Annotated in this window: 24 protein-coding genes; 10 read left to right on the forward strand and 14 right to left on the reverse strand. The window is 69.4% G+C overall.

Annotated features, from left to right (window positions below):
* The first annotated feature begins 69 nt into the window (after nt 1-69).
* Complete coding sequence (locus NFT33_RS06200; protein ID WP_251673938.1) at nt 70-831, forward strand: sulfite exporter TauE/SafE family protein; 762 nt, start codon at nt 70-72, stop codon at nt 829-831.
* A gap of 9 nt (nt 832-840) precedes the next feature.
* On the opposite strand, the gene NFT33_RS06205 is transcribed toward NFT33_RS06200, so the two are convergent.
* The 5 genes from NFT33_RS06205 to NFT33_RS06225 all read right to left on the reverse strand — a co-directional run bounded on the left by NFT33_RS06205 (nt 841) and on the right by NFT33_RS06225 (nt 6,793).
* Nucleotides 841-1,623: an MBL fold metallo-hydrolase gene (locus NFT33_RS06205; protein ID WP_220784575.1), complete on the reverse strand. Its 783-nt coding sequence runs from the start codon at nt 1,621-1,623 to the stop codon at nt 841-843.
* 166 nt (nt 1,624-1,789) lie between these two features.
* Nucleotides 1,790-2,470 carry an FHA domain-containing protein gene (locus NFT33_RS06210; protein WP_149504757.1) on the reverse strand — a complete coding sequence of 227 codons (681 nt, stop codon included), beginning with the start codon at nt 2,468-2,470 and terminating at the stop codon, nt 1,790-1,792.
* A gap of 48 nt (nt 2,471-2,518) precedes the next feature.
* Nucleotides 2,519-3,304, reverse strand: a complete 786-nt coding sequence (locus NFT33_RS06215) for a Stp1/IreP family PP2C-type Ser/Thr phosphatase (RefSeq protein ID WP_251673940.1) — start codon at nt 3,302-3,304, stop codon at nt 2,519-2,521.
* A 30-nt stretch (nt 3,305-3,334) separates the two neighbouring features.
* A complete protein-coding gene (locus NFT33_RS06220) occupies nt 3,335-5,923 on the reverse strand; it encodes a CHASE2 domain-containing serine/threonine-protein kinase (protein WP_251673942.1) in 2,589 nt (862 codons plus the stop codon).
* A 144-nt stretch (nt 5,924-6,067) separates the two neighbouring features.
* Nucleotides 6,068-6,793 carry a TerC family protein gene (locus tag NFT33_RS06225; RefSeq protein WP_251673944.1) on the reverse strand — a complete coding sequence of 242 codons (726 nt, stop codon included), beginning with the start codon at nt 6,791-6,793 and terminating at the stop codon, nt 6,068-6,070.
* A gap of 428 nt (nt 6,794-7,221) precedes the next feature.
* Here NFT33_RS06225 and NFT33_RS06230 point away from each other — a divergent pair, with 428 nt between their 5' ends.
* Entirely contained in the window at nt 7,222-7,449 is a 228-nt protein-coding gene (locus tag NFT33_RS06230) for an SWIB/MDM2 domain-containing protein (RefSeq protein WP_375139023.1), read from the forward strand.
* A gap of 91 nt (nt 7,450-7,540) precedes the next feature.
* On the opposite strand, the gene argC is transcribed toward NFT33_RS06230, so the two are convergent.
* Nucleotides 7,541-8,482 carry an N-acetyl-gamma-glutamyl-phosphate reductase gene (gene argC / locus NFT33_RS06235; RefSeq protein WP_251673947.1) on the reverse strand — a complete coding sequence of 314 codons (942 nt, stop codon included), beginning with the start codon at nt 8,480-8,482 and terminating at the stop codon, nt 7,541-7,543.
* Between the two features lie 52 nt (nt 8,483-8,534).
* Between argC and NFT33_RS06240 the strand changes: the two genes are divergently transcribed.
* The 5 genes from NFT33_RS06240 to NFT33_RS06260 all read left to right on the forward strand — a co-directional run bounded on the left by NFT33_RS06240 (nt 8,535) and on the right by NFT33_RS06260 (nt 15,397).
* Entirely contained in the window at nt 8,535-9,119 is a 585-nt protein-coding gene (locus NFT33_RS06240) for an RBBP9/YdeN family alpha/beta hydrolase (RefSeq protein ID WP_251673949.1), read from the forward strand.
* A 38-nt stretch (nt 9,120-9,157) separates the two neighbouring features.
* A complete protein-coding gene (locus NFT33_RS06245) occupies nt 9,158-10,087 on the forward strand; it encodes a ParB/RepB/Spo0J family partition protein (protein WP_149504753.1) in 930 nt (309 codons plus the stop codon).
* A 476-nt stretch (nt 10,088-10,563) separates the two neighbouring features.
* Entirely contained in the window at nt 10,564-12,486 is a 1,923-nt protein-coding gene (locus NFT33_RS06250) for a PrkA family serine protein kinase (protein WP_251673951.1), read from the forward strand.
* Nucleotides 12,487-12,545: 59 nt separating this feature from the next.
* Nucleotides 12,546-13,832, forward strand: coding sequence for a YeaH/YhbH family protein (locus tag NFT33_RS06255; RefSeq protein WP_251673952.1), 1,287 nt, complete (start codon nt 12,546-12,548; stop codon nt 13,830-13,832).
* A complete protein-coding gene (locus NFT33_RS06260; protein WP_149504751.1) occupies nt 13,829-15,397 on the forward strand; it encodes a SpoVR family protein in 1,569 nt (522 codons plus the stop codon). Before NFT33_RS06255 ends, NFT33_RS06260 begins: the two co-directional genes overlap by 4 nt.
* An 18-nt stretch (nt 15,398-15,415) precedes the next feature.
* Here the strand turns inward: NFT33_RS06260 and NFT33_RS06265 are convergent, their stop codons facing one another.
* Entirely contained in the window at nt 15,416-16,837 is a 1,422-nt protein-coding gene (locus NFT33_RS06265; RefSeq protein ID WP_251673953.1) for an FAD-binding oxidoreductase, read from the reverse strand.
* 197 nt (nt 16,838-17,034) lie between these two features.
* On the opposite strand from NFT33_RS06265, the gene NFT33_RS06270 reads away from it, so the two are divergent.
* Nucleotides 17,035-17,232 (forward strand): YgaP family membrane protein, encoded by a 198-nt coding sequence (locus tag NFT33_RS06270; protein WP_149505371.1) that lies wholly within the window; start codon nt 17,035-17,037, stop codon nt 17,230-17,232.
* 33 nt (nt 17,233-17,265) lie between these two features.
* Here the strand turns inward: NFT33_RS06270 and NFT33_RS06275 are convergent, their stop codons facing one another.
* From NFT33_RS06275 to NFT33_RS06295, 5 genes are read right to left on the reverse strand one after another with little or no spacing between them, the layout of a single operon-like run.
* A complete protein-coding gene (locus tag NFT33_RS06275; protein WP_251673954.1) occupies nt 17,266-17,988 on the reverse strand; it encodes a GntR family transcriptional regulator in 723 nt (240 codons plus the stop codon).
* Nucleotides 17,985-18,863, reverse strand: coding sequence for an ABC transporter permease (locus tag NFT33_RS06280; protein WP_251673955.1), 879 nt, complete (start codon nt 18,861-18,863; stop codon nt 17,985-17,987). The genes NFT33_RS06275 and NFT33_RS06280 overlap by 4 nt, the downstream gene beginning before the upstream one ends.
* Nucleotide 18,864: 1 nt before the next feature.
* The gene (locus NFT33_RS06285) at nt 18,865-19,749 is read right to left on the reverse strand and encodes an ABC transporter permease (RefSeq protein WP_251673956.1); all 885 of its coding nucleotides are present in this window, start codon (nt 19,747-19,749) and stop codon (nt 18,865-18,867) included.
* A gap of 4 nt (nt 19,750-19,753) precedes the next feature.
* Complete coding sequence (locus tag NFT33_RS06290; RefSeq protein ID WP_251673958.1) at nt 19,754-21,067, reverse strand: ABC transporter substrate-binding protein; 1,314 nt, start codon at nt 21,065-21,067, stop codon at nt 19,754-19,756.
* 32 nt (nt 21,068-21,099) lie between these two features.
* Nucleotides 21,100-22,110, reverse strand: coding sequence for an ABC transporter ATP-binding protein (locus NFT33_RS06295; RefSeq protein ID WP_251673960.1), 1,011 nt, complete (start codon nt 22,108-22,110; stop codon nt 21,100-21,102).
* 156 nt (nt 22,111-22,266) lie between these two features.
* Between NFT33_RS06295 and NFT33_RS06300 the strand changes: the two genes are divergently transcribed.
* Nucleotides 22,267-22,995 (forward strand): aspartate/glutamate racemase family protein, encoded by a 729-nt coding sequence (locus NFT33_RS06300; RefSeq protein ID WP_149504744.1) that lies wholly within the window; start codon nt 22,267-22,269, stop codon nt 22,993-22,995.
* 9 nt (nt 22,996-23,004) lie between these two features.
* Here NFT33_RS06300 and zwf read toward each other — a convergent pair whose 3' ends face one another.
* Complete coding sequence (gene zwf, locus NFT33_RS06305; RefSeq protein WP_251673962.1) at nt 23,005-24,468, reverse strand: glucose-6-phosphate dehydrogenase; 1,464 nt, start codon at nt 24,466-24,468, stop codon at nt 23,005-23,007.
* 96 nt (nt 24,469-24,564) lie between these two features.
* Nucleotides 24,565-25,629, reverse strand: a complete 1,065-nt coding sequence (locus NFT33_RS06310; RefSeq protein WP_251673964.1) for an NAD(P)H-dependent flavin oxidoreductase — start codon at nt 25,627-25,629, stop codon at nt 24,565-24,567.
* A gap of 47 nt (nt 25,630-25,676) precedes the next feature.
* On the opposite strand from NFT33_RS06310, the gene NFT33_RS06315 reads away from it, so the two are divergent.
* Entirely contained in the window at nt 25,677-26,846 is a 1,170-nt protein-coding gene (locus NFT33_RS06315) for an MFS transporter (protein WP_251673966.1), read from the forward strand.
* The last annotated feature ends 74 nt before the right edge of the window (nt 26,847-26,920 follow it).

The raw sequence follows: 26,920 nt of genomic DNA on the forward strand, positions 1-26,920 counted from the left end.
CGGCGATCCCTGATCCCGGTGCCTTCTTTTTTCTCCACCTGCGTTGTCGCGTTGCGCTTGTCCTGACTGATGCTTGATCTGCTGTGGGTGACGCTGGCCGCCGGGCTGGCGGGTTTCGTGGATGCCATCGTCGGCGGCGGCGGGCTGATCCTGCTGCCGACCCTGTTCGCGGTGCATCCGTCCGCGCTGCCTGCGACGCTGTTCGGCACCAACAAGGCCGCCGCCATCGGCGGCACCGCCTGGGCCTGCAGCCAGTACGCGCGCAGGGTGACGATGAACTGGGGCACGCTGGCGCCTGCGGCCGTCACCGCGCTGCTGGCGAGCTTCGCCGGCGCCTGGCTGGTGACGATGGTGCCGGCCACCGGGCTGCGCAAGGCCTTGCCGCTGGTGCTGCTGGTCGTGCTGCTCTACACGCTCTGGCGCAAGGATCTCGGGCGGGTGCATGCGCCGCATCTCTCGCCACGCCGCGAGGCGATGCGCGGCAGCGCGATCGGCGCCGGCATCGGTTTCTACGACGGCTTCTTCGGCCCAGGCACGGGCAGCTTCTTTGTCTTCCTGCTGGTGCGCGGGCTGGGCTACGACTTCCTTCATGCCTCGGCCGGCGCCAAGCTGCTCAACACCGCGACCAATCTGGCGGCGATCGCGCTGTTCGCCGCCAAGGGGCATGTGTGGTGGCATGTGGCCGCGGTGATGGCGGTGGCCAACGTGATCGGCAGCCTGCTGGGCGCCCGGCTGGCGCTGCGCCACGGCGCGGGCTTCGTGCGCGGCATCTTCATCGCCGTCGTCAGCCTGCTGATCCTGCGCACCGGCTGGGATGCGCTGCGGCTTTGAGCCGGGCGCTCAGAAGCGGTAGCGCTCGCCGCGGGTCAGCGCGAAGACCGGCATGCGGATGTCGAGCTCGGCGAGCTGGCCGGTGACCGCCGCCATCTCGCCCGGCTTGACATGCGTGATCGCGATCGAGGTGTCGCAGTCCAGATCGAGCTGCTGAAGTTCCTCGGCCAGCATCGAGGGTGACAGGTGGCGGCTGATCTCGGCCAGCGCGCGTTCCTCGTCGCTGAAGGCGGTCTCGATCACCAGCTGCGCGATCGCGCGGCCGCGCAGCCGCTCCCACAGCGCCGGGTTCGGGCCGGTGTCGCCGGTGTAGATCCACCAGCCCGAGGGCGTGTCGACCCCGAAGCCGCAGGCCGGCACGGTGTGATGCGCCGGCAGCACCTCGATCGTCAGTCCCGCCAGTTCCAGGCACTCGCCGATCTGGAAGGGCACCAGCTCGATGATCGGGCGCTCACGGCTGGGCAGTCGGGTGAAGTCCGGCCAGATGATGTTGTTGAACAGGTGAGCCCGCAGCGCCTCGAGCGTCTCGGGCAGGCCATGGACCTGGATCGGGCGAAAGTCCGGACGCGACAGGCGATGCTGCATGACGCTGTCGGCCAGCAGCGGGATGCCCAGCACATGGTCGAGGTGGGAGTGCGACAGCAGGATGTGGTCGATCCCGGCCATCTCTTCGAGCGTCAGGTCGCCGACACCGGTTCCGGCGTCGACAAGAATGCGTTCGTCGAGCTGGAAGCAGGTGGTCCGGTTGTCGAGGGCGATCGAGCCCGAGCAGCCAAGGACACGCAGGTTCATCGGGATTCCAGGTGAGGGCAGGCAGAACAGGCGGCCATGCTGCCCCCCGCGTCATGCGGGTGCAAGCCGGCTGCTGCGCACTTCCGCACTGCTTGTCCATCCCCGTGAACCAGGGGCGGCAGGGTCGTGAACAAGGCCACGAGGCCGCGTGAGACCGCAGCGACGCTCAGGGCTGCACGAACTGCATCTGCGTGCCGGCCAGCTCGATGACGTCGCCATCCTTCAGATGGATCGGCTCGGCATGGACCGGCATGCTGTTGACGGTCGGACGTGCGTTGCCTTCGACATGGGCGAAGACATAGCCGCCGGGGCGCTTCGTGATCGAGGCCACCTGCACGCCGGGCTTGCCGACGGTGGTGACCACCTTGGTCAGCACCACCTCGCGGCCAGCCGCCGCGCCCGAGAGCACGCGGATCGAGGCCTGGGGCACGGTACCGCCGGTCAGACCGCCGAAGCCCGAGGCCGGAAAGTTGCCCGGCATCGGCGCGGTCGGCCGGCTGGCCATGCCGGGCGGCATCTGGCCCGGCTTCAGGATCATGGTCTTCTCGTAGTCGGAGCTGTCCTCGACCAGGTACTTGATCTTGTACTTGCCGATCTCGATCGTGTCGTTGTACTGCAGCAGCTGCTTCTTGACCGCGCGACCGTTGATGTAGGTGCCGTTGGTGCTGTTCTGGTCCTCGATGTAGACATCCTGGCCGACCATCTGCAGCACGGCGTGCTCGCCGCTGACGGCCAGGTTGTCGATCACGATGTCGTTGTAGGGGCGGCGTCCCAAGGTCGTCTTGTCCTTGGTGAGCTGAACCTCCTTGATGACGACTCCGTCCAGCGAAACGACGAGTTTGGGCATGAGCGACCTCAGTGTTCTTGGCAGCCGGGATCCTTTGTCCCCTGATCCTCAGCGCCGGAAGGGCCACCACGGCTGACCCGACGAGGGCACGGCGTGGACGGCGACCAGTATCACGGCAATATTATCCCGTCCGCCTGCCTGATTGGCGGCATCGACCAGCGCCTGTGCCGCTTTGCCGACGTCGGAGCCCTGCTCGCGCAGCACCGCCGCGATCCGGGCGTCATCGAGCATGTCGGACAGGCCGTCGGAGCACAGCAGGTACCAGTCGCCCGGATGCACGGCATGCGAGTGGATCTCCAGCAGCACGATGTCCTCGACGCCCATGGCGCGGGTGACCAGGTTCTTCTGGTGGCTGTAGGCCGCCTGCTCGGGCGAGATCAGCCCGGCGTCGATCTGCTCCTGCAGCAGCGAGTGGTCGCGGGTGAGCTGCTGGAGCCGGTCGTCGCGCCAGCGGTAGGCCCGCGAGTCGCCGATGTGGCCGACCAGCAGCCGTCCGCCGCGGAACACGCCCATCACCAGGGTCGTGCCCATGCCGGCGTACTGCGCGTGCGCGTGGGAGGCCTCGAAGATCGAGCGGTTGGCGTTGTCGACGCAGATGTCCATCGCCCGGCGGACCTCCAGATCGTCGGTGTCCGGCGGGGTTTCCTGCAGCCAGCGGCCCAGATCCTTCTCGATGAAGGCGGTGGCCATGCCGCTGGCGACTTCGCCGGCGTTGTAGCCGCCCATGCCGTCGGCCAGCACCATCAGTCCGGCCGCCTCGACGATGGCGATCGAATCCTCGTTGTTGCTGCGGATGCGGCCACGGTCGGTCGCGGAATGGAACTCGAGGGTCATGGCTAGGGCGCGCGGGCGGTCCATCGGGAATCAGCGGTGCGATTGTGCCCCGCCAGCGCGGGGCAAGGGCGGCCGGGATTGGTCCTTGGCGGGACCGGGCGCGCATTCCTGCACCGAAGCGGCAGTGCCGCTGGCCGGGCGGGTCGGGCGGCGCAGCGTGTCGGCCACGAGCTTGAGATCTTCGGCCAGATCCAGGCCGTCGCGGTAGCGCAGCTCCGGGCGCTTTTCCAGCAGGATGCCGATCACCTCGGCCAGCGCCGCAGGCAGCGAGGGGCGCAGCGTGCGCACGTCGGGCGCCGGCGTGCGGGCGATCGCGCCGATCAGCTCGCTCATCGTGTTGCCCTTGAGCGGCAGCTCGCCGGTCAGCATCTGGAACATCAGCACGCCCAGCGAGTACAGGTCGCTGCGCCCGTCGACCGGCCGGCCCGCGAGCTGCTCCGGCGACATGTAGGACGGCGAGCCCAGCACCAGCCCGGTGCGGGTGCGGTTGGCATCGGTGATGCGGGCGATGCCGAAGTCGGTCACCTTGACCTGGTTGCGGCCGATGTCGACCATGATGTTGGCCGGCTTGATGTCGCGGTGGATGATGCCCTGCGCATGCGCATGGGCCAGCGCCCGGGCGATGCGGCGGCTGATCGCCACGACGGTGGCCACCGGCAGCAGATGCTCCGGTGCCAGGTGCTGGCTCAGGTCCTGCCCGGTCAGCCGCTCCATCGCGATGTAGGCGATGCCGTCCTGCTCGCCGCTGTCGAACACCCGCACGATGTCGGCATGATCGAGCCGGCAGGCGGCCAGCGCCTCGCGCTGGAAGCGCTGGCGGGCCTCCTCAAGCGCGAAGCCGTCGAACTCGCGTCCCAGCGCCAGCGTCTTGAGCGCGACCACCGCGCCGGTGTCCCGGTGGCGGGCCAGATGCACCCGGCCCATCGCGCCGCGGCCCAGCTCGCGCTCCAGCAAGTAGGGGCCCAGCATCTGCTGGCGGCGCACGGTGTCGCTCAGCACCGGGGGCTGACGGAACACCGCCGGCGTGGCCAGGCAGGCGGCCAGTTCCTCCCGGGTCAGCGGCTGGGTGGCCTCGAGCGTGTCGGGCGAGTGCAGCACCTGGGTGTCGACGAAGGCCCGGCGCTCGTCGAGCACCTGGGTGTCCTGCAGATGGCTGGGCAGCGCGCTGGGGGTGGGCGTGGTGCGTGGGGAGGCGGCGGTCCGGGCCACTGCGGGCGGCGTGGCCGGCGCAGGCCGCGGCGGGGCCTGGGGGACCGTCTCCGGCTCGTCATGCCGGATCACGGTGCGCTCGCGGGTGGTGACGGTCACCGTCTCGTAGGAGGTGATGACGGTGTCCTCGTCGAGCGTGGTGGTCAGCAGCGGGCCGCGGCTGCGGCGCTGATGCATCTGCCATCGGTCTCGGGCGATCAGGGCCAGATGGCCGAGAACCAGCGCGAAGATCGGCAGCGTCGGCGCGAGCCAGATGCCGCCCCAGGCCAGCAGTCCGTGCGAGCCCAGCGCCAGCGCCAGGCAGAGCGAGGCGCTGAGCATCAGCGCGGAGTTTCGGGTCAGGCGCGGCACGATGCGCCAGAGATAGAGCCCGGCCGCCACCAGCAGCCCCCAGGGCAGCCACTGCAGCGCAGCCGGCGTGCGTGCCCAGTGGCCGTCGGCCATCGCGCCCGAGAGCCGGGCCAGGGCCTCGGCCGGGCTGATCTCGCGCCGGTCGGGCAGGCGCAGGCGTGGGGTGCTGCGGTCATCACGTCCGATGACGACGATGCGGCCCTTCAGCCGGGCCAGCGCGGGCGAGCCCGCCAGCACTTCCCGGGCGCTGAGGCTGGGCGGCGCGCCGTCCGGGCCGTCATGCACCGGCCAGAGCGGCATCAGGCCGCTGTCGCTGTCGTCGGGCAGGCTGTGGCCGGCCAGCCGCGGCGGGTGGTCGCGCAGGCCGGTCTCCACCGCGGCCATGCTGTCGCCGCGGTACAGGCCCGCGCCCAGCGCGGCCAGCGAGGGCGCGTCCTGCGCGCTGCCGTGGCGCCACAGCGGATGGCGGCGGATCACGCCGTCCGCATCGGCGCCGGTCACGGCATGACCGATGCCTGCGGCCGCGCTGGCCAGCCGGGGCAGCGGCGGCAGGCCGTCGCCGGGCGGGCCCAGGCTCAGCAGCACGCGGGTGTGGCGCTCCAGGCTCTGGGTCAGGTGCGCATCGCCGTTCAGGCTGGCTTCGCTGCGCTCGATCAGCGCCGGCAGCTCGGGGTGGCGCGCCAGCACCGGATCGGCGGCGATGGTGGCATGGATGTTCTGCAGCTCGGCCAGCGCGCGTTCGCTCTCGGGCGTGCCGAAGGGCTCGGTGTCGATGACGACCCGCGCGCCGGAGAGCTGATCGATCAGACGGGCATGCAGGTCGCGCCGCCAGGGCAGCGGGCCGTGGCGGGCCTGGCTGGCCTCGTCGATCAGCACCATCGCCACGCCGGTGCTGGCCATCGGCCGGGCATCGGCGACGGCACGGTCCTGCAGCCAGTGCTGCATCGGCTGGGCCAGCGGCGTGCTTTCGTGCGCCCAGCCGACCAGGCCGAGCAGCGTCGCCAGCAGCCAGGGCGTGGCGCCTCCCGGGGGCCGGGTGATCGGTCGCGTGCGGGGCATGGCGAGGTGCGGTCACTGCAGGGGAGTCGACGGACCGACAGTATCGCAGCGACCGGGAGGAGGAAGATCAGATGTCGCCCTGCCCCGACTGAAAGAACCGGAAACCGCGGAAGGTGCATCCCGCGGCGCCGGTTCAGGCCGATCTCAGGCGGCGCTCGGCTTGCGGGCTGCCATCATCTTGCCGACGGCCAGCACCAGCAGCGCGCCGGCGATGCCCGCGCCATAGCGGATCGCTGCGCCGGCTTCCGGCTTGGCGCCTTCGGCGGCCGGGGCGGCGATGTAGCCGACGATGGCCGGATCGGTCACCGCCATCGTGCCGGCGATCCAGCCCAGCAGCATGCCGCCGACGACGATGACGACGGGGAAGCGGTCCATCAGCTTGATGACCAGCTGGCTGCCCCAGACGATGATCGGAATGCTCACCAGCAGACCGAAGATGACCAGCGGCATCTGGTGGCCGTCGGCTGCACCCTCGGCGGCGCCGGCGATGGCGATGACGTTGTCCAGGCTCATCACGAAGTCGGCCACGATGACCGTCTTGACCGCGGCCCACAGCTTGTCGCTGGCCTGGATGTCATGGTCGCCCTCGTCCTCGGGCAGCAGCAGCTTGATGCCGATCCACAGCAGCAGCGCCGCGCCCACCAGCTTCAGGTAGGGCAGGGCCAGCAGCGTCAGCGCGAAGAAGATCAGCACGACACGCAGGCCGATGGCGCCGGCGGTGCCCCACAGGATGCCGGCGCGGCGCTGGGCCTCGGGCAGCTTGCGGCAGGCCAGCGCGATCACGACCGCGTTGTCGCCGCCGAGCAGGATGTCGATCATGATGATCTGGCCGACGGCAAGCCAGAACTCGGGGGTCATAAACTGTTCCATGGGCAGAAGGGCGGTGGCGTTCCGCGAAGAAAGGAAAGTGTGGCAGCGGTGGCCGGCGGCCACCCGCACGGTGCGCCGCGGGCGCAGTGTAGGGTGATCGAGGGGTGCTGCGCGTGCGTAGTCATGCGTAGCCCGGGCGCTGCGGGTGCCGCACGCGCAGGCGACTGCGGGGCGTCACGGCTTCATCGTGGCGTCATTTCCCCCCTGATTTCCCCTTTGCGATGCCTTCTCAATGCCTGAGGGGCGCAGTACCATTCGCCCGCAGTGCCGACGCCGGCACATCACCATCCAAGACGGAGAAAACACACATGGCAACTGCCAAGAAGGCCGCCGCAAAGAAGGCTCCTGCCCAAGAAACCGCTGTCGCCGCAGCACCGGCCGTCGAGGCACCCGCAGCCGCTCCCGCGAAGAAGCCGAATGCGGCCTTCATGAAGCCGATGACGCCCTCGAAGGATCTGGCGGCCGTCATCGGCAAGACCGCGGTGCCGCGCACCGAGGTCACCAAGAAGGTCTGGGAGTACATCAAGAAGAACAATCTCCAGGACGCGGCGAACAAGCGCATGATCAATGCCGACGGCAAGCTGAAGAAGATCTTCAAGAAGGATCAGGTCTCGATGTTCGAGATGACCAAGCTGATCAGCGACCAGCTGTCCTGATCCCGGCTTCGGCGGACCGACTGCGCGGTCCCCGAGAAAACGAAAGCCCGGCACCGCCGGGCTTTTTTTCGTCTTGCGCCGCAGCGTCAGGTCACAGGCCCAGGCCTTCGTCGACGCCCAGGTGCACGTTCATCGACTGCACCGCCGCGCCGCTGGCGCCCTTGCCGAGGTTGTCCAGGCGCGCCATCAGCAGCACCTGGTCGCCGTTGGCGAAGACGAAGATGTCGACACGGTTGGTGTCGTTGCAGCCCTGCACGTCGAAGAAGCCGTGCTCCATCGTCGCGGCGTCGTTGAGCGGCATCACGCGCACGAAGCGCTCGCCGGCGTAGTGCTCGGCGAAGGCGGCGTGGATGCGCTCAGCCGAGGCGCCGGCCGACAGCTGCGCCAGGTGCAGCGGCACCGTCACCGACAGGCCCTTGTAGAAGGGGCCGACCACCGGCAGGAACAGCGGCTTGGTCGCCAGACCGGTGTGGGCCATCATCTCCGGGATGTGCTTGTGCGCCAGGCCCAGCGCGTAGGGGCGCGGCGAGGCCAGCTTCGGGTCGCCGCCGGCCTCGTACTGCTCGATCATCTTCTTGCCGCCGCCGGAGTAGCCGGTCAGCGAGGTCGCGCTGACCGCCAGCGCCGGCGGCACGATCTCGGCGTCGACCAGCGGGCGCATCAGCAGGATGAAGGCGCTGGCATGGCAGCCGGGATTGGCGATGCGCTTGGCGGCGCGCAGCTGCTCGCGCTGGCCGGCGCAGAGCTCGGGCAGGCCGAAGGCCCAGCCCGGCGCGGTCCGGTGCGCGGTGCTGGCGTCGATCAGGCAGGTCCGGGGGTTGCTCACCATCGCGGCGGCTTCCTTCGAGGCCGCATCGGGCAGGCACAGGAAGGCGACGTCGGCGGCGTTGAGCAGGCGGGCGCGCTCGGCGGCATCCTTGCGCAGTTCCGGGGCGATGCGCAGCACCTCGATGTCGTCGCGGCCGGCCAGGTACTCGTGGATGCGCAGGCCGGTCGTGCCTTCCTGACCGTCGACGAACACGGTGTGTTTCATGGTGGATCTTCCTCGGGGAGCTGTGGAACGGTTGGACGCGGAAGAATACGGCATGCACATGACCTCATCGCACTTCGATCCGCCTGCGGATCTGCCTGCCGACCTGCGGGTGCTGCTGCTGCCGGGCTGGCAGGACTCCGGCCCCGGCCACTGGCAGGCGCACTGGGCGACGCGCCCCGGCTTCGCGCGCGTCGAGCAGGACGACTGGCTCTGGCCGCGCCGCGGCGACTGGATGGCGCAGCTCGATGCGGCGCTGCTGGCCGACACGCGCCCGGCGCTGCTGGTCGCGCACAGCCTGGGCTGCCAGCTCGTCGCCGCCTGGGCCGACCACAGCCGCCATGTCGCGCGGGTGCGCGGCGCGCTGCTGGTGGCGCCGCCCGACACCGAGCGCGCCGACATGCCGCCGCAGCTGCACAACTGGCGGCCGATGCGCCGGCCGCGGCTGCCCTTCGCGGCGATCGCTGTGGTGTCGTCGGACGATCCGTACTGCAGCCCCGAGCGCGCCGCCGGTCTGTGCGCCGACTGGGGCGCCGAGCGCATCGACGCCGGACCGCGCGGTCACCTGAACGCCGACTCCGGCCTGGGCGACTGGCCCGAAGGGCTGGCACTGCTGCAGCGGCTGATTCAGGCGGCCTGAGCGCGCGCGGATCGCGACGAATCGCGGACAATCGCGGGATGGTCACCAAGAAGCCCAAAGGACTCGGTCGCGGTCTCGAAGCCCTGCTCGGGCCGCAGGTCATGGACAGCGCGCCGGCGCGAGGCGGGCGCGATCCGCTGCCCGCGGCGATCGCGCTCGATCAGCTGCTGCCCGGCAAGTACCAGCCGCGCACCCGCATGGACGAGGGCTCGCTGTTCGAGCTGGCCGAGAGCATCCGCTCCCAGGGCGTGATGCAGCCGGTGCTGGTGCGCCAGGTCGAGCCGCGCGACGGCCTGCCGATGTACGAGATCATCGCGGGCGAGCGGCGCACCCGCGCCGCGCGTCTGGCCGGGCTGACCGAGGTGCCGGTGCTGGTGCGCGACGTGCCCGACCAGGCGGTCGCGGTCATGGCGCTGATCGAGAACATCCAGCGCGAGGATCTCAATCCGCTCGAGGAGGCGCAGGGCGTGCAGCGCCTCATCAGCGAGTTCGGCCTGAACCGCGAGGGCGCGGCCCAGGCGATCGGCCGCTCGGCCAGCGCCGTCTCGAACATGCTGCGCCTGCTGAACCTGGTCGAGCCGGTCCAGCAGATGCTGACCGCCGGTGACCTCGACATGGGCCATGCCCGGGCGCTGCTGTCGCTCGACCGGGCTCGCCAGATCACCTGCGCGCACGAGATCGTCGCGCGCAAGCTGTCGGTGCGCGAGACCGAGCGGCTGGTCAATCGCCTGCACGAGGACGAGGCCATCCGCACCGGCGCCGCCTCGGCCGCCGGCCGCACGCCGCCGCCGAAGTCGCGCGACGTGCTGCGCCTCGAGGAGCAGCTCGCCGATCTGCTGGCCGTGCCGGTCGAGATCCGGATCCGCAAGCGCACCAAGCGCGGCGACCAGGGCGAGCTGGCGATCTCCTTCGGCTCGCTCGACGACCTGGGCGCGCTGCTCGACCGGCTCGGTATCACCGAGCGCTGAGCTGGCCCTGACCTGTCGAAGCCCCCCGGGCGGCGGGGGATTGTTTCAGGCTGATCAACCTGTTCCGGGGTCTTGATAGCCTGCACGTCATGCGTCAGGATGTTCTCGAGCCCTGCAGCTCAGCGTGTGCGCATCATCGGCACGCCAATTGCATGGCTCGACAGCGTGCGCGGTCCGCAGTGACGGATTGCGCGGTGTGTGACGGCCAGATGAAAAAGCCGTGCCGTGCCGGGGTTCTTTCATGGACCGCGCCGCTCAAGTTGAACGAAGCTGACCACGCCGAGTCACAGCAGCCATCACGGTGACCTCTCCCCGTCGTCACCCGAACGGCCTGCAGCAGACCAACGGAAAGCTCTGATGGAGCCTCGCGGCTCCGAGCCCGGACCGGACATCGGTCGCAGGGACTCCATCAGATCTTCCCTGGTGGCGCGACACTGGTCCTGTCGCCCATCGCCTGACTTCACAGGAGGCCTGCAATGGACGTGATCAGCAACTTCGCCGCTCGCTACGAACGTACTCGCGAGGAGGAAATCTCCATCGAGGACTATCTCGCCGAGTGCAAGCGCAATCCCCTGGCCTACGCCTCGGCGGCCGAGCGCATGCTCAAGGCCATCGGCGAGCCGAAGATGGTCGACACCCGCAACGATCCGCGCCTGTCGCGCATCTTCGCCAACAAGGTCATCAAGGTCTATCCCGCCTTCGCCGAGTTCTACGGCATGGAGGACGCGATCGAGCAGGTCGTCTCCTACTTCCGCCATGCCGCGCAGGGCCTGGAGGAGAAGAAGCAGATCCTCTACCTGCTGGGCCCGGTGGGCGGGGGCAAGAGCTCGATCGCCGAGCGCCTGAAGCAGCTGATGCAGGAGATGCCCTTCTACGCGATCAAGGGCTCGCCGGTGAACGAGTCGCCGCTGGGCCTGTTCGATCCGGCCGAGGACGGCCCGGTGCTCGAGAAGGAGTTCGGCATCCCGTCGCGCTATCTCAACCGGGTGATGAGCCCCTGGGCGGTCAAGCGCCTGGAGGAATACGGCGGAGACATCCGCCGCTTCAAGGTGGTCAAGCGCTATCCCTCGATCCTCAAGCAGGTCGGCATCGCCAAGACCGAGCCGGGCGACGAGAACAACCAGGACATCAGCGCGCTGGTCGGCAAGGTCGACATCCGCAAGCTCGAGACCTATGCCCAGGACGATCCGGACGCCTACAGCTACTCCGGCGGCCTGTGCCTGGCCAACCAGGGCCTGCTCGAGTTCGTGGAGATGTTCAAGGCGCCGATCAAGGTGCTGCACCCGCTGCTGACCGCCACGCAGGAGGCCAACTTCAAGGGCACCGAGGGCTTCGGCGCCATCCCGTTTGATGGCATCGTGCTGGCCCACTCGAACGAGAGCGAGTGGAAGACCTTCCGCAACAACAAGAACAACGAGGCCTTCCTCGACCGGATCTACATCGTCAAGGTGCCGTACTGCCTGCGGGTCTCGGAAGAGGTGAAGATCTACGAGAAGCTGCTGAAGGGCTCGTCGCTGGCCGGGGCCACCTGCGCGCCGGGCACGCTGAAGATGATGAGCCAGTTCGCCATCCTCACCCGCCTGAAGGAGCCGGAGAACTCCAGCCTCTTCAGCAAGATGATGATCTACGACGGCGAGAACCTGAAGGACACCGACCCGCGCGCCAAGAGCTACCAGGAGTACCGCGACTACGCCGGCGTCGACGAGGGCATGAGCGGCATCTCGACCCGCTTCGCCTACAAGATCCTGTCCAAGGTCTTCAACTTCGACACCACCGAGGTGGCGGCCAACCCGGTGCACCTGATGTACGTGCTGGAGCAGCAGATCGAGCGCGAGCAGTTCCCGGCCGAGACCGAGTCGAAGTACATCGCCTTCATCAAGGAGCTGCTGGCGCCGAAGTACGCCGAGTTCATCGGCAAGGAGATCCAGACCGCCTACCTCGAGAGCTACAGCGAGTACGGCCAGAACATCTTCGACCGCTATGTCACCTATGCCGACTACTGGATCCAGGACCAGGAATACCGCGACACCGACACCGGCGAGGTCTTCGACCGCTCCAGCCTGAACGCCGAGCTGGAGAAGATCGAGAAGCCGGCCGGCATCGCCAACCCGAAGGACTTCCGCAACGAGATCGTCAACTTCGTGCTGCGCGCGCGGGCCAACAACCAGGGCAAGAACCCGGTCTGGACCAGCTACGAGAAGCTGCGCACGGTGATCGAGAAGAAGATGTTCTCGAACACCGAGGAGCTGCTGCCGGTCATCAGCTTCAACGCCAAGGCCAGCGCGGACGAGGCGAAGAAGCACGAGAACTTCGTGCAGCGCATGGTCGACAAGGGCTACACCTCCAAGCAGGTCCGCCTGCTGTGCGAGTGGTACCTGCGCGTGCGCAAGTCCAGCTGAGCCCCCGGTCGCCCCGGCGCCGGGAGGGGCCGGGGTGGCGTCACATCGCAAGGTGAACCATGTTGCAGCAGATCATCGACCGCAGGCTCTCGGGGAAGAACAAGTCCATCGGCAACCGCGAGCGCTTCCTGCGACGCTACAAGGAGCAGATCAAGGGGGCGGTGCGTCGGGCCATCGACGGCCGCGGCATCCGCGATCTCGAGCGTGGCGAGGACATCCGCATCCCCAAGAAGGACATCAGCGAGCCGGTCTTCCACCATGGCCAGGGCGGTCAGCGCGACATGGTCCATCCGGGCAATCAGGAGTATGTGACCGGTGACCGCATCGCGCGCCCGAAGAGCGGCGGCGGGGGCGGCGGCTCCGGCAAGGGCCAGGCGAGCGACTCCGGCGAGGGCGAGGACGACTTCGTCTTCAGCCTCAGCAAGGAGGAGTTCATGCAGGTCTTCTTCGAGGACCTGGCGCTGCCGCACCTGATCCGCACCCAGCTGGCCGAGACGCCGGAGTGGAAGTCGCACCGCGCCGGCTTCACCAGCGACGGCACGCCCAACAACCTGCATGTGGTGCGCTCGATGCGCGGCGCGCTGGGCCGGCGCATCGCGCTGGGCACCGACAAGCGGCGCGAACTGCACCAGCTTGAGGCGCACCTGGAGACGCTGCAGGCACAGCCGGCGGATGCCGAACGCGACGACGCGATCGCCCAGACCCGCGAGCGCATCGCGCTGCTGCGCTCGCGCATCGAGGCGATTCCCTTTCTCGACCCGATCGACCTGCGCTTCCGCAGCCGGGTCCGGGTGCCGGTGCCGACCTCCAAGGCGGTGATGTTCTGCCTGATGGATGTCTCCGGCTCGATGGACGAGTCGCGCAAGGAGCTGTCCAAGCGCTTCTTCATCCTGCTCTACCTGTTCCTGACCCGGCACTACGAGAAGATCGACATCGTCTTCATCCGCCACCACACCCAGGCGCAGGAGGTGGACGAGCAAGGCTTCTTCCACTCGACCGAGACCGGCGGCACGGTGGTGTCGAGCGCGCTGGTGCTGATGGAGGAGATCATCCGCGCCCGCTACCCCAGCGACCAGTGGAACATCTACGGCGCGCAGGCCAGCGACGGCGACAACTGGCACCACGACTCGGGCCGCTGCCGCGAGATCCTGCAGAACAAGATCCTGCCGCTGTGCCGCTACTACGCCTATGTGCAGGTGGCCGAGCCGGAGCAGAACCTCTGGGACGAGTACACCCGGCTGTCCGAGACCTCGGGGCCGCATTTCGCGATGCGCAAGGTCACCAGCGCCGACCAGATCTATCCGGTCTTCCGCGACCTGTTCAAGAAGGAAGGAGCCGCCGCATGAAGAACCATCCGTTCATCGCGATGAAGGACCTGCGCGACGGCCCGCTGCCTGCCGGCGAGCGCCCGGCCGAGCCGCTGCCCGGCCAGAGCGACTGGAACTTCGAGCTGGTCGAGCGCTATCACGAGGTCATCCGCCGCACCGCTTCGCGCTTCGGCATCGATACCTATCCGAACCAGCTCGAGATCATCACCGCCGAGCAGATGATGGACGCCTACGCCTCGGTCGGCATGCCGGTGAACTACCGTCACTGGAGCTACGGCAAGGAGTTCATCTCGACCGAGAAGAACTATCGCCGCGGCCACATGGGCCTGGCCTACGAGATCGTCATCAACTCCAACCCCTGCATCAGCTACCTGATGGAGGAGAACACGATGGCGATGCAGGCGCTGGTGATCGCGCATGCCGCCTACGGCCACAACAGCTTCTTCAAGGGCAACTACCTGTTCCGGATGTGGACGGATGCGGCGTCGATCATCGACTACCTCGTCTACGCCAAGAACTATGTCGCCGCCTGCGAGGAGCGCCACGGCATCGACACCGTCGAGCTTTTCCTCGACAGCTGCCATGCGCTGATGAACCACGGCGTCGACCGCTACCGCCGCCCGAGCCGCAAGTCGCTCGCGCAGGAGCTGTCCGAGCGCAAGGAGCGCGAGGCCTACGCGCAGCAGCAGGTCAACGACCTGTGGCGCACGCTGCCGCGCCGCAGCGAGAAGGCCGACGACATCAGCGCCAACCGCCGCTTTCCCGAGGAGCCGCAGGAGAACCTGCTGTACTTCATCGAGAAGAACGCGCCGCTGCTCGAGCCCTGGCAGCGCGAGCTGGTGCGCATCGTGCGCAAGATCGCGCAGTACTTCTACCCGCAGCGCCAGAGCCAGGTGATGAACGAGGGCTGGGCCACCTTCTGGCACTACAAGCTGCTCAACACCATGTACGACGAGGGCTGGCTGACCGACGGCGTGATGATCGAGTGGCTGAAGTCGCACACCAACGTGGTCTACCAGCCGCGCGTCGGCGACCGCGGCTACAGCGGCATCAACCCCTACGCGCTGGGCTTCGCGATGTACAACGACATCCAGCGCATCTGCCAGAACCCGACCGAGGAGGACCGCCAGTGGTTCCCCGAGCTGGCGGGCTCGCCGTGGCTGCCGGCGCTCGACCACGCGATGCGCAACTTCAAGGACGAGAGCTTCATCGGCCAGTACCTGAGCCCGAAGCTGATGCGCGACCTGCGCCTGTTCGCGATCCACGACGACGAGAAGAAGTCGGAGATCGAGGTCGCCGCCATTCACGACGAGAGCGGCTACCGCCGGGTGCGCGAGCTGCTGTCGCAGCAGTACGACCTCGGCAGCCGCGAGCCCAACATCCAGGTCTGGAACGTCAACCTGCGCGGCGACCGCTCGCTGACGCTGCGCCACTTCCAGCACAAGGACCGCCCGCTGGCCGACAGCGCCAGCGAGGTGCTCAAGCATGTCGCGCGGCTGTGGGGCTTCGCGGTCCACCTCGAGAGCGCCAACGCCAAGGGCGACATCACCAAGCGCTGGGCGGTGCCGTCGCCGACGCACTGAGGCGGCGCGGACCCGGGATCAGATCTCGAAGATCTTCCCCGGATTCATGATGTTCTTCGGGTCGAGCGCCTGCTTGACCGCGCGCATCAGGCCGACCGCGGCCGGGCCGGCCTCGTCGAGCAGGAAGCCCATCTTGTGCAGGCCGATGCCGTGCTCGCCGGTGCAGGTGCCGCCCAGGCGCAGCGAGCGGCCGACCAGCTGCGCGCTGAGCGTCTCGGCCAGCACGCGCTCCTCGGGCTGCGTCGGGTCGATCAGGTAGCCGATGTGGAAGTTGCCGTCGCCGACATGGCCGACGAGGAAATAGGGCAGGCCGGCGGCGTCGGCCTCGGCGACCGATTCGCCGATGGCTTCGGCCAGGCGCGAGATCGGCACGCAGGTGTCGGTGGTGACGCAGCGGCAGCCCGGGCGGGTCTGCAGCGCGGCGAAGTAGGCATGGTGGCGCGCGGTCCACAGCCGGGTGCGCTCCTCGGGGGTGGTCGCCCACTCGAAGGACTCGCCGCCCAGCTCGGCGGCGATGTCCTGCACCGTGCGCGCCTGCTCGGCCACGCCGGCGGGCGAGCCGTGGAATTCCATCAGCAGCATCGGCTGCTCCCGCAGGCTCAGGCGGTCGTGGCGGTTGACCGCCGCCACCGTGCGGCCGTCGAGCAGCTCGCAGCGCGCGATCGGCACGCCCATCTGGATGATCGCGATCGTGGTCTGCACCGCTGCGTCGACCGAGGGGAAATGGCAGACGGCTGCCGACACCGCCTCGGGCAGCGGGTAGAGCTTCAGCGTGATCTCGGTCATCACGCCCAGCGTGCCCTCGCTGCCGACGAACAGGCGCGTCAGGTCGTAGCCGGCGCTGGACTTGCGCGCGCGCGTGCCGGTGCGCACCCATTCGCCGCTGGCGCTGACCACGCCCAGCGCCAGCACGTTCTCGCGCATGGTGCCGTAGCGCACCGCGTTGGTGCCTGATGCCCGCGTGGCGGTCATGCCGCCGATCGAGGCGTCGGCGCCCGGGTCGATCGGGAAGAACAGGCCGGCGTGGCGCAGTTCCTCGTTGAGCCGGGTGCGGGTCACGCCGCCCTGCACGGTGACGGTCAGGTCCTCGGCGTTGATCTCGAGAATGCGGTTCATGCGCGACAGGTCCAGGCTCAGCCCGCCCTGCACCGCCAGCAGGTGGCCCTCGAGCGAGGAGCCCACGCCGTACGGAATCACCGGCACCGCGTGGCGGTCGGCCAGCCGCACCGCGTCGATCACGTCCTGGTTGGATTCGCAGTAGACGACCGCATCGGGCGGCGGCACGTCGAAGGGCGATTCGTCGCGGCCGTGCAGCTCGCGCACCGCCATCGCGGTCGAGCAGCGATCGCCAAAGCGCGCACGCAGCGCGTCGACCATCTCGGCCGGCATCGGGCGCGGCGCGATCACGGGAGTGGGGTGGGCATGCTGCGGGGCATTCATCGGCGATCCTTCCGGCCTGTGTCGGCGCTGTCTCCAGAGGAGGGTCATTCTAGGCAGCGGGCCGGGCTGCCGGCATCGGCACGGTGGTGGCCCGGTGGAACATGATCCAGATCATCCTGCAGTGGTACTGCAGAGGGATACTTCAGGGGGCATCTTTTGCCCTGCCCCTGAAGTTCCTGTCCTGGAGAGCGACCATGATGAAGACCAATGTCGGCGGCCTCGACCGCATCCTGCGCATCCTCGTCGGTCTGGTGCTGATCGCGCTGGCGGCCACCGGCACGGTCGGCGCCTGGGGCTGGATCGGCATCGTGCCGCTGGCCACCGGCCTGCTGCGCAGCTGCCCGCTCTATTCGATCATCGGGCTGAACACCTGCCCGCTGTCCTCGCGGTCCTGATCTCGCGGTCCTGAGGCCGTCTTCCCGGCGCGCTCAGCGCGTGCCGTCGCCGGGCTCGCGGTAGGCGCCGAACAGGTCGCGCGGCCGGGCGCCGCGCGAGCCGGCGCGCACCCGCGGCTCCTCGAGCGAGCGCTCGATCTCCTGCAGATGGCGGCGCATCTCGGTGGCGGCGCTGGCGCCGGTGCCGGCCAGCGCGGCGATCAGCTCGACATGGCGGTGCGCGACGCAGGCCGGCGTGCCGGCGGGCTGGTACAGCGCCGTCAGCAGCGAGGTGGTCGGCAGCAGGCCGTCGAGCATGCGCACGAAGACCGGGTTGCCGCCCATCAGCGCGAGCCGGCGATGGAATTCGCCCGAGAGCCGGATCGCCGCCGCGCGGTCGCCCTGGGCCTGCGCACGGGCCTCGGCCTCGACCAGCGTTTCCAGCTCGGCCACCTGCTCGGCGTGCAGCCGGCCGGCCAGCCGGCGGGCGATCTCGCATTCCACCACCCGGCGCGCGTCGAAGACATGGCGCGCATCGTCGCGGGTCGGTGCGGGCACCTGCGCGCCGCGGTTGTGGTGCAGCGCGATGACCTGCTCCTGCGCCAGGCGCTGCAGCGCCTGCCTGACCACCGTGCGCGAGACCTCGAAGCGCGCGGCCAGCTCCTCCTCGCGCAGCCGCGTGCCTGGGGCCAGGCGGCGCTCCAGGATGTCGGTGTAGAGGCCTTCGTAGACGCGCTCGGTGGCGGTCGGCGGCGCGGGCGTGTCGTCGTCGTTCATCGGCGGCGACTTTGCCAGAAGGCGACGATGGCCAGCGTCAGACCCATCACCAGGAAGGAGATGACGGTGGTGACCGTGCCCAGCGCGTAGATCACCGGCGTGGTCACCGTGGTGGTCAGGCCCTGCAGCTCCAGCGGCAGGGTGTTGAGATCGCCCATCGCCTGCGAGCTGCGCGCGATCTCGTCCCAGCTCAGCGTGAAGCCGAACATGCCCACGCCCACCAGGCTCGGTCCGATCAGCGGCAGCACCACATGGCGGAAGCTCTGCCACGGCGTGGCGCCGAGGTCGCGCGCGGCCTCTTCATAGGCCGGGTTGAAGCGGTTGAACACCGCGAACATGATCAGGAGGCCGAAGGGCAGCGTCCAGGTCAGCTGCGCGCCCAGGCCGGAGCTGAACACGCCCATCGTCGTCGTGAAGGTCTCCAGCAGTGCGGGCGCGTGGGCCTCCAGCAGCGTCTTCAGCCCGGTGTCGAGCAGCCGGAACATCAGCCCGACGCCGAGCGAGACGATGATCGAGGGCATGATCAGGCTGGCCACGACGATGTAGAACAGCACCGTGCCGCCGGGCAGCTTCTTGCGGTAGGCCAGGCCGGCCAGCAGCGACAGCCCCACCGTGAGCATCATCACCACGGTGCCCAGCGCCAGCGAGCGCCGCAAGGCCGCGCCGATGTCGATGACGCCGATGCCCTCCCAGAGCTGGCGGAACCAGTGCAGCGAGGCGCCGCGCATCGGGAAGGTCAGCCCGCCCTCCGGCCCCTGGAAGCTCAGCACGAAGATCGTGAACATCGGGCCGTACAGGAAGAGCACGAAGGCGGCGAACACGGTGCCCAGCAGCCAGAAGCTCAGCGGGCGTCGTCGGCGAACGGGGTTGGCCATCTCACAGCTCCTTGCGCAGGTTCACCAGCCGCATCAGCGCGGCGATCATCATCAGCACCACCGCCAGCAGGATGACGGCGTTGGCCGCGGCCATCGGGAACTGCAGGTAGCTGGTCTGCACCTGGATGATCTTGCCGACCGAGGCGATCTGCTGGCCGCCCATCACGCCCACCGTCACGAAGTCGCCCATCACCAGCGCCAGCACGAAGATCGAGCCGATGATCAGCCCGGTTCGGCTGAGCGGCAGCACCACATGCACCACCGTCTGCCACGGCGAGGCGCCGTTGTCGCGCGCGGCCTCCAGCAGGTTGCGGTCGATGCGCATCATCGAGTTGAAGATCGGCACGATCATGAACATCGTGTACAGGTGCACGAAGGCCAGCACCACCGAGAAGTCCGAGAACAGCAGCCACTCCACCGGCTCGTCGACCAGGCCGGCGCCGATCAGCGTCTGGTTGACCAGACCGTTGCGGCCCAGCAGCGGCACCCAGGAGATCATCCGGATGACGTTGCTGGTCCAGAAGGGCACGGTGCAGATGATGAACAGCACCGTCTGCATCAGCGTGCCCTGGACATGGAAGGCCAGGAACCAGGCGATCGAGAAGCCGAGCACGGCGGTGATCGCCCAGGTCAGCACGCCGAACTTCAGCGTCGACAGGTAGGTCTTGAAGGTGACGCAGAGGTCGCCGTCGGCGGTCACCGGGCAGCCGGCGAAGACATCGATGTAGTTCTGCCCGGTGAAGGCCGGCAGCAGCTCGTACTCGGTCGCCTGCCAGAAGCTGACGACCAGCACGAGCGCCAGCGGCACGACGAAGAACAGCGCGAACACCGCTGCGAGCGGCGAGGCCTGCGCCCAGGCGATGGCGGCGGTGCGAGCGCTTTTCATGACCTCAGGCCGCCACGAACTCGTTCCACTTCTGGACCATGTAGGCGTTCTCGTCCATCACCGCGTTCCAGCAGGCGATGCCGCCCATGCGGGCCTCGTAGGAGCCGCCGTCGCGCACGGCGCCCTTCTTGGCCAGCACGTCGCCGTTCGGGCTCTTGATGTCCTGGGTGGCCGGCTTGCCTTCCATCCAGTAGGCCCACTCGTAGGCCTCCATCTTGGCCTTGGCGGTCTCGAGCACGGCGCTGTAGTAGCCCTGGCGGTTGAGGTAGGCGCCGGCCCAGCCGTCGAGGAACCAGTTGATGAACTCGTAGACGCCGCCGGCCTTGCGGCCGGTGACGGTCTTGGGCACGCCGAAGCCGGCCGCCCAGGCGCGATAGCCTTCCTTCAGCGGCTGGAAGGTGCAGTCGATGCCCTTGGTGCGCACGGCGGTCACGGCCGGCGACCACATCGACTGGATCACCACCTCGCCCGAGGCCATCAGGTTGACCGACTCGTTGAAGTCCTTCCACAGCGCGCGGAACTGGCCGGCCTTCTTGGCCTCGATCAGCGTCTTGATGGTGAGGTCGATCTCCTTCTTGGTCATGTTCCCCTTGTCGGGGTACTTGTAGAGACCCATGGCCTCGACCACCATCGCCGCGTCCATGATGCCGATGGACGGGATGTTCAGGATCGCCGCCTTGCCCTTGAACTCGGGGTTGAGCAGCTCGGCCCAGGAGCTGATCGGGCGCTTGATCAGGTCGGGGCGGATGCCCAGGGTGTCGGCGTTGTAGACGGTGGGGATCAGCGTCATGAACTGCGTCGGCTCCTTGGCGAATTCCTTCGCGGTGCCGGACGGCAGGTACATCACCTTCTTCGGCGCGGTGCCCTGGTCGCCGACCTTCTTGCCGGCGACTTCACCCTTGGTGAACAGGCTGGTGATCTTGTCGGCGTTCTTGATGCGCTTGACGTCGATGCCGAGCAGGTTGCCGGTCGGGATGATCTTCTTCAGCGAGAAGTACTCGGTGTCGATCAGGTCGAAGGAGTTGGGCGCGGTGACGGCGCGCTTGGTCACGTCGTCGGTCGTGACCGGGATGTACTGGATCTTGATGCCGGTGTCGGCCTCGAACTTCTCGGCGATGGCCTTGTCCTGGTTCACCGCGGTGCCCAGGTAGCGCAGCACGATCTTTTCCTGCGCATGCACGAAGGGGAAGCCGGTGATGCCGGTGGCGGCCACGCCGACGCCGGCGGCGGCGCGCAGGAAGCCGCGGCGCTGCAGTTCGGGCGTGTCGGTGGTCGGCGCGGCAGCCGGGGCGTTCTGCGGTTCGAGATCAGCGGACATGGCGAGAGCTCCAGGGTTGGGGGGCGGGTGGTTCAGGCGGCGAGCGCATGGGCGTCGGCGGGCTGCCAGCGCAGCGCGACGCGCCGGCCGGGCTCGATCGGCGCGGCGTGGAAATCGGTGTCCGGCAGCGCGGCGGTCCAGGCGGGCGCGTCGTCCGCGCCGGCGTCGGGCGCGGCCAGATGCACCAGCACCTGCGCGCCCTGGTATTCGACCGCGGCGACCTGCGCGAGCGGGCCGGTGGCATCGGCCTCGGCCAGGCGCAGCCGATCGGTGCGCACCGCGATGCGGCCGGCCGGCGTGTCGATGACGTTGTGCGCGCCGATGAAGCGGGCGACGAACTCGGTGCGCGGGCGCTCGAAGACCTCGCGCGCGCTGCCGGCCTGCTCGATGCGGCCCTGGTTCATCACGACCACCAGATCGGCCAGCGCCATCGCCTCTTCCTGCGAGTGCGTGACATGGATGAAGCTCATGCCCAGCTCGCGGTGCCAGCGCTTGAGCTCCGCGCGCATCTTCACGCGCAGGAAGGGGTCGAGCGCCGACAGCGGCTCGTCGAGCAGCAGCACCTTGGGTTGCAGCATCAGCGCCCGCGCCAGCGCCACGCGCTGCTGCTGGCCGCCCGACAGCGCCGCGGGCAGGCGCGCGGCATAGGGCTCCATGTGCACCAGCTTGAGCAGCTCCATCGCGCGGGCATGGCGCTCGGGCCGAGCCGTGCCCTTCATGCGGGCGCTGAAGGCGACGTTGTCCAGCACCGTCAGATGCGGGAAGAGCGCATAGCTCTGGAACATCATCGCGGTGCCGCGCTCGGCCGGCGACAGATGCGTGATCTCGCGCCCGCCCAGCACGATCGCGCCGTCGGTCGGATCCTCGTGGCCGGCGATCATGCGCAGCGTCGAGGTCTTGCCGCAGCCCGACGGCCCGAGCAGGCAGCAATAGCTGCCGGCGGCAATCTTCAGGTCGATGCCGGCCACGGCCAGCGAGTTGCCGTAGTCCTTGACCAGGCGGACCAGTTCCAGATCGGTGCGTGGGGCGGGGGCGGTGCTCATGCCGGTTTTTGTATGCAATCGCTGTGCCATGCGTTCCGGGCCCCGGCGGGACCGGCTGCAGGGCCCCGCATGCACCGACATGCGGCGCAGCTCTTGCTTTGTATGCAAAACAGGCGGCGACACCGTCCCTCATGCACCAACCGGAAGCGCACCGACATGAATCTGCTGATCCTCAATCCGAACACCTCCGAGGCGATGACCGCCTCGATCGCCCAGGCCGCGCGGGCCGTGGCCTCTGCCGGCACGACGATCACCGCGGTGCAGCCCGCCTTCGGGCCGCGCTCGATCGAGGGGCACTATGACGAGACGATCGCCGCCGCCGGCGTGGCCGAGACGGTGCGCCTGCACGGCGCCGGGATGGACGCGGTGGTGATCGCCTGCTTCGGCGATCCGGGGCTGGATGCGGCGCGCGAGGCGCTGGAGGTGCCGGTGCTCGGCGTGGCCGAGGCGGCCTTTCATGCGGCGAGCTTCGTCGCCACCGGCTTCTCGGTGGTCACGACGATGACGCGCACCTGCGTGACCGCCGAGCACCTGCTGCAGCGCTACGGCCTGGCCTCGCGCTGCCGCGGCGTGCACGGCACCGACATCCCGGTGCTGGCGCTGGAGGACGGCGGCGCGGCCTGCGTCGACCTGATCGAGGCGGCCGCGCGCGAGGCGCTGGCGCGCGATCGCAGCGGCGCGATCGTGCTGGGCTGCGCCGGCATGGCCGGGCTGTGCGCGACGCTGTCGGCGCGCCTGGGCGTGCCGGTCATCGACGGGGTGGCCGCGGCGGTGCGCTTCGCCGAGGCGCTGGCGGGCCTGGGCCTGCGCACCTCCAAGCAGGGCGACTACGCCCGCCCGCTGCCCAAGCAGTATGTCGGCTGGGCGGCGCCGCTGGGCTGGTGAGGGCGCAGATCAGCCGCCCTGCACCGTCTGCTTGCGCCATGCCCGCTCGAAGGGCAGACGCCAGGCGTGCGGCGCGATGAGCTGGTGCACCGCCTTCGGGCCCCAGGAGCCCTGCTGGTAGAGCCGCACCGGCGGCGGCGCCTCCAGCAGCGGCTGCGACACCTCCCACAGCCGCTCGATGCCCTCGGCGGTGGTGAAGAGGGTGCGGTCGCCGCGCATCGCGTCGAGGATCAGCCGCTCGTAGGCCTCCAGCACCTCGCCCGCCAGCCCGGTGTCGGTCATCGCGAACTGCAGGCTCAGCTTGTCGAGCCGCATGCCCGGCCCCGGGCGCTTGCCGTAGAAGGACAGCGACATCTTCGACGCATCGGCGAGGTCGAAGGTCAGGTGGTCCGGCCCCTGCGAGCCCACGCCCGAGTTCGGCGGGAACATGCTCTTGGGCGGCTCGCGGAAGGCGATCGAGATGATGCGCTGTCCCTCCGCCAGCCGCTTGCCGGTGCGCAGGTAGAAGGGCACGCCCGCCCAGCGCCAGTTGTCGATGTGGCACTTCAGCGCGATGAAGGTCTCGGTGTCGGAGTCCGGATCGATGCCTTCCTCGTCGCGGTAGCCGCTGTACTGGCCGCGCACCACCTCGTCGGGCTGGATCGGCAGCATGCTGCGGAAGACCTTGTTCTTCTCCTCGCTGATCGGCACCGGCTCGAGCGAGGTCGGCGGCTCCATCGCCATGAAGGCCAGGATCTGGAACAGGTGCGTCACCACCATGTCGCGGTAGGCGCCGGTCTGCTCGTAGAAGGCCGCGCGCTTGCCCAGGCCGAGCGTCTCGGGCACGTCGATCTGGACATGGTCGATGAAGTTGCGGTTCCAGATGGGCTCGAACAGGCCGTTGGCGAAGCGGAACGCGAGGATGTTCTGCGCCGGCTCCTTGCCGAGGAAATGGTCGATGCGGTAGATCTGCTCCTCGGCGAAGACCTCGTGCAGCCGCGCATTGAGTGTGACGGCGCTCTGCAGGTCGGTGCCGAAGGGCTTCTCCATGATGATGCGCGCGCGCTCGACCAGGCCGGCCGCACCCAGCAGGCGCACCGCCGGCAGCGCCGCGCTCGGGGGCACGCTCAGGTAGTGCAGCCGGCGGCACTCGGTGCCCAGGTTCTGCTCGGCGGCCTCGACCGCCGCGCGCAGCGCCTCCGGCCCGGCCGATAGCGGCACATAGTCGAGGCTGGCGGCGAAGTCCTGCCAGTCCGGCTCGGTCACCCGCCGGCTGGAGAACTCGTCGAGCGCGCTGCGCGCCTGCCGCCGGAAGGTCTCGACATCGATGTCGTCGAGCGACACGCCGATGATGCGGCAGCCGGGAATGAAGCCGGCCGAGGTCAGGTGGTACAGGCCGGGCAGCAGCTTGCGCCGCGCCAGGTCGCCGGTGGCGCCGAACAGGACGACGACCTGCGGAAAGCGCGGACCGACGCCGGGGGGGATCTTGGCCAAGACAGGTCTCCTCTGGGACTGGGAACGACGGATTCTGGGGGCCGTCGTGCGCGCGCAAGAGTCGGACCAGGGCCGGGTCCGCCCCGGTTTTCCGGTTCAGCCCGCCGGAGACAGGCCGGCGGTCAGGGCCTCGACGATCTCCGCCGCCGGCACCGCGCGGCAGCCGCGCCGGTTGGTGCCTGACCACAGCGGCGTGAAGTCGTCGCGGCCCTGGCGCTCGGCGGCGGCGCGCAGCGGCGCCAGCGCGACGCCGGCGCGCGGAAAAGGCGGCGCCAGCGCGCTGACCGGGCCGAACTCGGCCATCAGCCGGTTGTGCAGGCCACGGGCCAGGCCGCCGGAGAACAGATTGGTCAGCGCGGTGGGCGCCTGCGGATCGAGCAGCCGGGCGCGGTGCAGCGGCCCGGTCGTGGCCTCGTCGCAGCACAGGAAGGCGGTGCCGACCTGCACCGCACGCGCGCCGGCGGCCAGCGCGGCGCGAACCTCTGCGGCGGTGCCGATGCCGCCGGCGGCGATCACCGGCACCTCGAGCGCCTGCGCGCAGGCCGCCACCAGCGCCAGCATGCCGCTCTGCCGGTCGGGATCGGTGTCGAGAAAATGGCCGCGGTGGCCGCCGGCCTCCAGGCCCTGGGCGATCACCGCGTCGACGCCCTGGGCCTGCAGCCACTGCGCCTCGCGCAGCGTCGTCGCCGACGCCAGGATGCGGCAGCCCAGCGCGCGCACCCGCGCCAGCAGCGCCGCATCCGGCAGCCCGAAGTGGAAGCTGACCACCGCAGGCGGGCAGCGCTCCAGCACCTCGGCCATCGCGGCATCGAAGGGCTGGCGGCTGGCCGGCACCGGGCCGTCGTTTTCGCCCAGGCCGAACTCGGCGCGCAGCGGCGCCAGCGCCTGGCGCCAGCGGGCCTCGGCGGCGTCGGCCTGCGTGGCGTCCGGCGGCCGGTGGGCGAAGAAGTTGACATTGCACGGCAGGTCGGCGGCCTGCATCGCCTGCAGCTCGCGCTCGAGCGCCTCGGGCGCGAGCATCGCCGCCGGCAGCGAGCCCAGGGCGCCGGCACGGCCGACCGCCAGGGCCAGCCGGGCGTCCTGCGCGCCGGCCATCGGCGCCTGGATCAGCGGCCAGCGCAGGCGGGCGAGTTCCGGGAAGAGGGGGCGAGGCGAGGTCATCGGCGGTTCTCCTGGGGCGGGTCGGTGAAGGCGGACAATGCCCGATCATGAATCGCCATGTCCACCTGCTTGCCACGGCCCAGGGCCTGCTGCTGACCAACAACATCGTCTTCATCGCGATCAACGGCCTGGTCGGCATGCAGATGGCGCCGCGACCGTGGATGGCGACGCTGCCGGTCATGGGCTATGTCGTCGGCGGCGCGCTGGCCACCGGCGCGGTGGCGCGGGTGCAGCGGCGCTGGGGGCGGCAGGTGTCCTTCCAGAGCGGTCTGGCGGTGGCGCTGGGCTCGGCGCTGCTGTGCGCGCTGGCGGCGTGGATCGGCAGCTTCTGGCTGCTGCTGGCGGCCACGGTGGTGGCCGGCTACTACAGCGCCAATGGCCAGCTCTACCGCTTCGCCGCCGCCGAGCTGGCGCCGCCGGCCGAGCGCGAGCGCGCGGTCTCAAGGGTGCTGGCCGGCGGGCTGATCGGTGCGGTGGCCGGGCCCAATCTGGCCAGCCACACCCGCGACCTGCTGCCGGTGCCCTTTCTCGGCGCCTACCTGGCGCTGGCGGGGGTGGCGCTGCTGTCGATGGCGGTGATGGCGCTGATCCGGTTTCCCGCCGTGCCGCCGACGCCGGCCGGCGCGCCGCGAGGGCGCTCGACGGCCGAGCTGCTGCGCGAGCCGGTCTTCCTGGTCGCGGCGCTGGCCGCGGCCATCGGCTACGGCGTGATGAACCTGCTGATGGCGGCGACCCCGCTGGCGATGGATGTCTGCGGCATGCCCTTCTCCGATGTGGCCTGGGTGCTGGAGTGGCATGTGATCGGCATGTTCGCGCCCGGCTTCTGGACCGGCGGCTGGATCCGCCGCTTCGGGGTGATGCGGGTGATGGCCGTCGGCGTGCTGCTGAACCTGGCCTGCGTGGCGGTGGCGCTGACCGGCCAGGATCTGCCCCGCTTCGTCATCGCGCTCTTCCTGCTCGGCGTGGGCTGGAACTTCCTCTTCACCGGCAGCACCACGCTGGCGATGCAGTCCTACCGGCCCGAGGAAAAGGACCGTGCGCAGGCGGTGATCAACTTCGGCGTCTTCGCGACGATGGCGCTGACCTCCTTCGCCTCCGGCGCGCTGGTGACGACGCAGGGCTGGTCGGTGCTGAACCTGGGTTCGCTGCCGGCGCTGCTGGTGATGGGGGCGGCGCTGGCCTGGCTGGCGCGGCGGCGCCAGGCCGTCTCGGCATAGCGGCCGGAGGCTCGGTCTTCGCACGGCAAACAGGCCTTCAGGGTTATAGAGATCATGATATTTTCGGATAACTT

It is taken from the genome of Sphaerotilus sp. FB-3, assembly GCF_023706025.1.
In the GTDB taxonomy this organism is placed as follows: domain Bacteria; phylum Pseudomonadota; class Gammaproteobacteria; order Burkholderiales; family Burkholderiaceae_C; genus Sphaerotilus; species Sphaerotilus sulfidivorans.

Coding starts and splice junctions, on each gene's coding strand:
- NFT33_RS06300 (WP_149504744.1), top strand. CDS start 22,267: ATGAATCTGCTGATCCTCAATCCGAACACCTCCGAGGCGATGACCGCC.
- NFT33_RS06270 (WP_149505371.1), top strand. CDS start 17,035: ATGAAGACCAATGTCGGCGGCCTCGACCGCATCCTGCGCATCCTCGTC.
- NFT33_RS06285 (WP_251673956.1), bottom strand. CDS start 19,749: ATGAAAAGCGCTCGCACCGCCGCCATCGCCTGGGCGCAGGCCTCGCCG.
- argC (WP_251673947.1), bottom strand. CDS start 8,482: ATGAAACACACCGTGTTCGTCGACGGTCAGGAAGGCACGACCGGCCTG.
- NFT33_RS06240 (WP_251673949.1), top strand. CDS start 8,535: ATGCACATGACCTCATCGCACTTCGATCCGCCTGCGGATCTGCCTGCC.
- NFT33_RS06265 (WP_251673953.1), bottom strand. CDS start 16,837: ATGAATGCCCCGCAGCATGCCCACCCCACTCCCGTGATCGCGCCGCGC.
- NFT33_RS06255 (WP_251673952.1), top strand. CDS start 12,546: ATGTTGCAGCAGATCATCGACCGCAGGCTCTCGGGGAAGAACAAGTCC.
- NFT33_RS06245 (WP_149504753.1), top strand. CDS start 9,158: ATGGTCACCAAGAAGCCCAAAGGACTCGGTCGCGGTCTCGAAGCCCTG.
- NFT33_RS06215 (WP_251673940.1), bottom strand. CDS start 3,304: ATGACCCTCGAGTTCCATTCCGCGACCGACCGTGGCCGCATCCGCAGC.
- NFT33_RS06315 (WP_251673966.1), top strand. CDS start 25,677: ATGAATCGCCATGTCCACCTGCTTGCCACGGCCCAGGGCCTGCTGCTG.
- NFT33_RS06250 (WP_251673951.1), top strand. CDS start 10,564: ATGGACGTGATCAGCAACTTCGCCGCTCGCTACGAACGTACTCGCGAG.
- NFT33_RS06280 (WP_251673955.1), bottom strand. CDS start 18,863: ATGGCCAACCCCGTTCGCCGACGACGCCCGCTGAGCTTCTGGCTGCTG.
- NFT33_RS06225 (WP_251673944.1), bottom strand. CDS start 6,793: ATGGAACAGTTTATGACCCCCGAGTTCTGGCTTGCCGTCGGCCAGATC.
- NFT33_RS06210 (WP_149504757.1), bottom strand. CDS start 2,470: ATGCCCAAACTCGTCGTTTCGCTGGACGGAGTCGTCATCAAGGAGGTT.
- NFT33_RS06295 (WP_251673960.1), bottom strand. CDS start 22,110: ATGAGCACCGCCCCCGCCCCACGCACCGATCTGGAACTGGTCCGCCTG.
- NFT33_RS06220 (WP_251673942.1), bottom strand. CDS start 5,923: ATGCCCCGCACGCGACCGATCACCCGGCCCCCGGGAGGCGCCACGCCC.
- NFT33_RS06200 (WP_251673938.1), top strand. CDS start 70: ATGCTTGATCTGCTGTGGGTGACGCTGGCCGCCGGGCTGGCGGGTTTC.
- NFT33_RS06230 (WP_375139023.1), top strand. CDS start 7,222: ATGAAGCCGATGACGCCCTCGAAGGATCTGGCGGCCGTCATCGGCAAG.
- NFT33_RS06205 (WP_220784575.1), bottom strand. CDS start 1,623: ATGAACCTGCGTGTCCTTGGCTGCTCGGGCTCGATCGCCCTCGACAAC.
- NFT33_RS06260 (WP_149504751.1), top strand. CDS start 13,829: ATGAAGAACCATCCGTTCATCGCGATGAAGGACCTGCGCGACGGCCCG.
- NFT33_RS06275 (WP_251673954.1), bottom strand. CDS start 17,988: ATGAACGACGACGACACGCCCGCGCCGCCGACCGCCACCGAGCGCGTC.
- NFT33_RS06310 (WP_251673964.1), bottom strand. CDS start 25,629: ATGACCTCGCCTCGCCCCCTCTTCCCGGAACTCGCCCGCCTGCGCTGG.
- NFT33_RS06290 (WP_251673958.1), bottom strand. CDS start 21,067: ATGTCCGCTGATCTCGAACCGCAGAACGCCCCGGCTGCCGCGCCGACC.